The 4,824-nt window shown below is 68.9% G+C and carries 4 protein-coding genes; 2 read left to right on the top strand and 2 right to left on the bottom strand.

Annotated features, from left to right (window positions below; all coding sequences use genetic code 11):
* Positions 1–435: hypothetical protein (locus K206_RS43810; protein WP_020204709.1), on the top strand; the 435-nt coding region annotated here is incomplete at its 5' end.
* A gap of 188 nt (positions 436–623) precedes the next feature.
* Here K206_RS43810 and K206_RS0122810 read toward each other — a convergent pair.
* Both K206_RS0122810 and K206_RS0122805 read right to left on the bottom strand, forming a co-directional pair.
* Positions 624–2,306: a long-chain fatty acid--CoA ligase gene (locus K206_RS0122810; protein ID WP_029043955.1), complete on the bottom strand. Its 1,683-nt coding sequence runs from the start codon at positions 2,304–2,306 to the stop codon at positions 624–626.
* A 159-nt stretch (positions 2,307–2,465) separates the two neighbouring features.
* On the bottom strand, positions 2,466–3,128 hold the full coding sequence (locus K206_RS0122805; protein ID WP_043367005.1) for a TetR/AcrR family transcriptional regulator: 663 nt from the start codon (positions 3,126–3,128) through the stop codon (positions 2,466–2,468).
* Between the two features lie 430 nt (positions 3,129–3,558).
* On the opposite strand from K206_RS0122805, the gene K206_RS39010 reads away from it, so the two are divergent.
* Positions 3,559–4,824, top strand: a 1,266-nt coding sequence (locus K206_RS39010) for a branched-chain amino acid ABC transporter substrate-binding protein (RefSeq protein WP_081651482.1), incomplete at its 3' end; no start/stop codon positions are given.

Below are 4,824 nucleotides of genomic sequence, written 5' to 3'. Positions count from 1 at the left end.
CTGCGGCTGGCCGCCTGCCTGGCGCCGCTGCTGCTGGCGGCCGCCTGCCAGAGCGGCCCGCCGCAGCCGAAGGTCACGCCGCTCGACTACACCGTCAGGCTCGGCCACATCAGCGAGAAGACCGCGGCCGGCACCGTGGACGCGCCCGGCACCGGCGCCTTCGGCTCCGCCGTGGGCGTGGGCGCGGCCGGCGGCAACGGCTGGGGCGGCGGCGGCATGAGCATGGGTTTCGCCGTGAACCTGAACCAGTTGCTCAACCCGCAGCCGCGGCCGCAGATTGAGCTCTACCAGTACAAGGTGACGGCGCTGGACGACAGCCCGCTCGCCACCGTCAGCGGCCCGGCGGCGCCGGGACTCGACGCCGGCGCCTGCGTGCGCATGATCTATCCCGACGACGGGACGGCGCCGCGCATCGTGCCGTCGGCCGAATGCTGAACTGACGATGGCGTCGGCGGCGACCCGATGAAAACGGCCTCCCTGGCGGGAGGCCGATGCGTTGCCGACGGGGCCGGCTTTACCGCTTCTTGGTCGCCCCGCTCCCGCGTGCGGGAGAGGGGCGCAAAACCCCTGGTTATAGAAACGCTGTCGGCAACCTGACATCCGACGAGCGCACGGGCGCCTGCCTATGCCGCCTTGCGGCTGTCGCGCAGTTCGCGGCGCAGGATCTTGCCCACGTTGGTCTTGGGCAGCTCGCCGCGGAATTCGATGTACTTGGGCCGCTTGTAGCCGGTCAGGCGCTCCTTGCAGAAGGCGATCAGCTCGGCCTCGGTCAGCGCCGGGTCGCGCTTGACCACGAACAGCTTGACCACCTCGCCCGAGTGCTCGTCGGGCACGCCCACGGCGGCGACTTCCAGCACGCCCGGGCATTCGGCGACCACGCCCTCGATTTCGTTGGGGTACACGTTGAAGCCGGACACCAGGATCATGTCCTTCTTGCGGTCGACGATCTTGGTGTAGCCGCGCGCGTCCATCACGCCGATGTCGCCGGTCTTGAAGAAGCCGTCCGGCGTCATGACCTTGGCGGTCTCGTCGGGGCGGTTCCAGTAGCCGGCCATCACCTGCGGGCCGCGGATGCAGATCTCGCCGGGCTGGCCGAGCGGCACGTCGCGGCCGTCATCGTCGCGGATGGCGATCTCGGTCGACGGCAGCGGCAGGCCGATGGTGCCGGAGAATGCGTCGGTGTCGGTCGGGTTGCAGGTGGCCGAGGGCGAGGTCTCCGACAGGCCATAGCCCTCGATGATCGGGCAGCCGGTCTTCTCCAGCCACTTCTTGGCGACCGCCTCCTGCACCGCCATGCCGCCGCCGTTGGCCACGCGCAGGCCGGAGAAATCGACCTTGCCGATGTCCGGGCTGTTGATCAGCGCGTTGTAGAGCGTGTTGACCGCCGGGAACGTGTTGAACCTGTACTTCTGCAGCTCCTTGATGAAGCCGGGAATGTCGCGCGGATTGGGGATCAGCACGCCCAGGCCGCCGCCGCGCATGCCCAGCAGGCAGCACACCGTGAGCGCGAAGATGTGATAGAGCGGCAGCGCGGTGATGGTGATCAACTGTTCCATCGGCGCGCCCTTGGCCAGCGCCGGCTGCATCCACGCCTCGGACTGCAGCACGTTGGCGACGATGTTCCGGTGCAGCAGCACGGCGCCCTTCGACACGCCCGTGGTGCCGCCCGTGTACTGCAGGAAGGCGATGTCGTCCGGGCCGGTATTGGCCGGCTTCAGTTCCAGCCGGCTGCCTTCCTGCAGCACGGTGTTGAAGCGCACGCAGTTGGGCAGCTCCCACGCCGGCACCATCTTCTTGACGTTGCGCACCACGAAATTGACGATGGCGCCCTTCAGGCCGCCCAGCAGGTCGCCCATGCTGGCCACCACCACGTGCTTGACCGGCGTGACCGGCAGCACCTGCTGCAGCGTGGTGGCGAAGTTCTCCAGGATGACGATGGCCTCGGCGCCGCTGTCCTTGAGCTGGTGCTCGAGCTCGCGCGGGGTGTAGAGCGGATTGACGTTGACCACCACGTAGCCGGCGCGCAGCACCGCGGCCAGCACCACCGGGTACTGCAGCACGTTCGGCATCATGATGGCCACGCGCGCGCCGGGCTTGAGGCCGCGCGTCTGCAGCCAGGCCGCGAACTGCCGCGAAAGCCGGTCGAGTTCGCCGTAGGTGATGGCCTTGTCCATGCAGACGAAGGCGCGGCGGTCGGCGTAGGTGCGGAAGGATTCCTCAAGCAGGGCGGCCAGCGAACGGTACTGGCTGCCGTCGATCTCGGCGGGCACGCCCGCCGGGTAGTGCTTAAGCCATAGTCTTTCCATGCACCGTCTCCTGATTTTCTGAATGGTCGTTCGATTTTCGACAGATGCTAAACGCGACACCCTGTTAAGACAACACGTTAGATGAAGTCCTCTGGGCAAACTCCGTGGTTTGACGTGAAGTCTAGCGCACAGTTCAGGCGGCCCGCGGGAATTCCCTAGTCAGGCTTCCACCGGCAGCACCATCTTCATCATGTTGGTCGCCAGTTCCTCGGCCAGCGCGCGCGGCGGCAGGCGGTCCGGCTCGTGCCAGGTGTACATGAAACCGACCACGCTGCCGATCGCGTGCGCGGTCACGCGCGCGTCGCCGTAGCGGAACACGCCGGCGCGCCGGCCTTCCTCGAGCAGCGCGTAGAGATCGCGGTAGAACGCGCGCGCCATGCTGCCCAGCCATGCCACGGTCTCGGGCCGCAGGTACTGGTTGTCGCGGAAGCTCAGCGTGGCCGGCACGTAGCAGTCGATGCAGCGGCGCGCCATTTCCAGCAGGCAGGCATGCAGGCGCTCGCGCACCGGCAGCGCCGGGTCCGCGGTCTCGCGGATGACCGGCAGGCAGGTCTGCGCCGACTCGCGGCACAGGATGTCGAAGATCTCGTACTTGTCGGTGAAGTAATAGTAGACCGCGGGCTTGGTCACGCCCAGCGCCCGGCACAGGTCGTTCATGGTCATGCCGGGATAGCCCTTGGTGTAGAACAACTGCGCGGCGGTATCGAGGATCTGGCGGCGGCGCGCCTCCTGGCGCTCGGCGATGTGCGAACGCGCGCGCGCGGCGTCGGGAGCGACCTCCGGAACCACCTCGGCGGGAACGGTTTTCTGTGCAGTCGGCATGATGCGATTCTCGCATGCAGCGGGGGCGGGACGGGCGGGCAAAGGCACTGCGCTTGACCTGACCCGGCATTGTCCATAGCATCATACCCAATGGTATATGAACGTACCAAAGAGTAGATTTCCCCGGACACGTACGGGAGCGAATCCGCTCTTCCCGCGCCCGGACGCAGGGCTTCCACGGTCACGGGAAACCGGAGCGCATGCGGGCGCCGGAGTTGCGCGCCGCCTGCGGGGGCGGCATGATCACCGCGCTGGTCCGCATCGAAGGGCGGGCCTTCGGCCGCATCGCCGGCGACCCGCGCCACCCGGGCAACCAACCCCGGCGCGCCGCCGCATCGACACCTGTGGGACACGCGGGACACGCGGGACCAGCCGGAAAACCGACGCAAGGGGGTTAGCAATGCTTGGACAGTGGATGCGCCCGGCCGGCATGGCCGGACGGCTGGCGACGATGGCGGTGGCGGCGGTACTCACGCTGGCCGCCGCGCTGCCGCTGCCGGCCCGCGCGCAGGACGCGCCGCCGGTGGCCGGGCCGATCAGGGTCGCGTTCATCGACCAGCTTTCCGGGCCGCTGGCCAACGTCGGCGAGATCTTCCTGGCCAACCTGAAGTTCGCGCTCGACGACGCCAACGCCCAGGGCGGCGTGCTGGGGCGCAAGTACGAGCTGCTCAGCTATGACAACAAGCTCTCGCCGCAGGCCAGCCTGACCGCGCTGCAGGGCGCCATCGACGCCGGCGTGCGCATCGTGTTCACGGGCGCCTCCGGCTCGCCAGTGGTGAGCGCGCTGGTCGAGGCCGTCAACCGCCACAACGAGCGCAACCCGGGCCAGCGCATCCTGGTCGTCAACTACGCCTCGCTCGACCCGGACCTGACCGGCATGCGCTGCAGCTTCTGGCTGTTCTCCACCGAGGCCAACGCGGCCATGAAGATGCGCGCGCTGGCCGAGTTCGCGCGCGGCGACCGCGGCATGCGCAAGGTCTTCCTGCTGAATCAGGACTACACCCAGGGGCGCGTGTGGGCGGCGCTGGGCCGGCAGATGATCGCCAACGCGCGGCCCGACGTGGAGTTCGTCGGCGAGGCGCTGCATCCGCTGGCCCGGGTCAAGGACTTCGCGCCCTACGTCGGCATGATCAAGGCCAGCGGCGCCGATACCGTGGTCACGGGCAACTGGGGCCAGGACCTGAGCCTGCTGGTCAAGGCCGCCGGCGACACCGGCTATGCGCTGAACTACCTGAACAACAGCGGCGGCGGCGCGCCCGGCACGGTGGCGGCCGTGGCGCAGGCCAGGAACGCGCGCCTGACCTGGGTCGCCGAGTACATGCCCAACGGCGACGACGCGGCGCTCAACGCGCTCGCCGCGCGCGTGCGGCAGACCCCGGCCGGCGAGTATTTCGCGCCGCGCGTGCTGATCGCCGTGCAGATGCTCGGCGAGGCCATGCGCCGCGCGCAGTCCGACGAGGCGGCCAGCGTCGCGCTGGCGCTCGAAGGCATGCAGTACCGCTCCGCCGTCGGTGAGGTGCTGATGCGCAAGGGCGACCACCAGCTGCTGATGCCGCAGGTGGTGTCGACCATCGCGCCGGTGGACGGCAAGACGGTCAAGGTCGGCGTGGAAGGCACGCAGTACGGCTTCCGCTTCGACGGCATGACGCCGGCGCGGGACCTGAACCTGCCGTCGCTGTGCCGGATGAAGCGGCCC

The organism is Cupriavidus sp. WS (assembly GCF_000395345.1).
GTDB classification, from domain to species: Bacteria; Pseudomonadota; Gammaproteobacteria; order Burkholderiales; family Burkholderiaceae; genus Cupriavidus; species Cupriavidus basilensis_B.
Note: the sequence above shows the minus strand (reverse complement) of the source record. Positions and strands in the feature narration are given on the sequence as shown.

What these genes read in the sequence shown, in the direction of transcription:
- K206_RS0122810 (WP_029043955.1), bottom strand. Translation starts at nt 2,306, where the DNA reads ATGGAAAGACTATGGCTTAAGCACTACCCGGCGGGCGTGCCCGCCGAG.
- K206_RS0122805 (WP_043367005.1), bottom strand. Translation starts at nt 3,128, where the DNA reads ATGCCGACTGCACAGAAAACCGTTCCCGCCGAGGTGGTTCCGGAGGTC.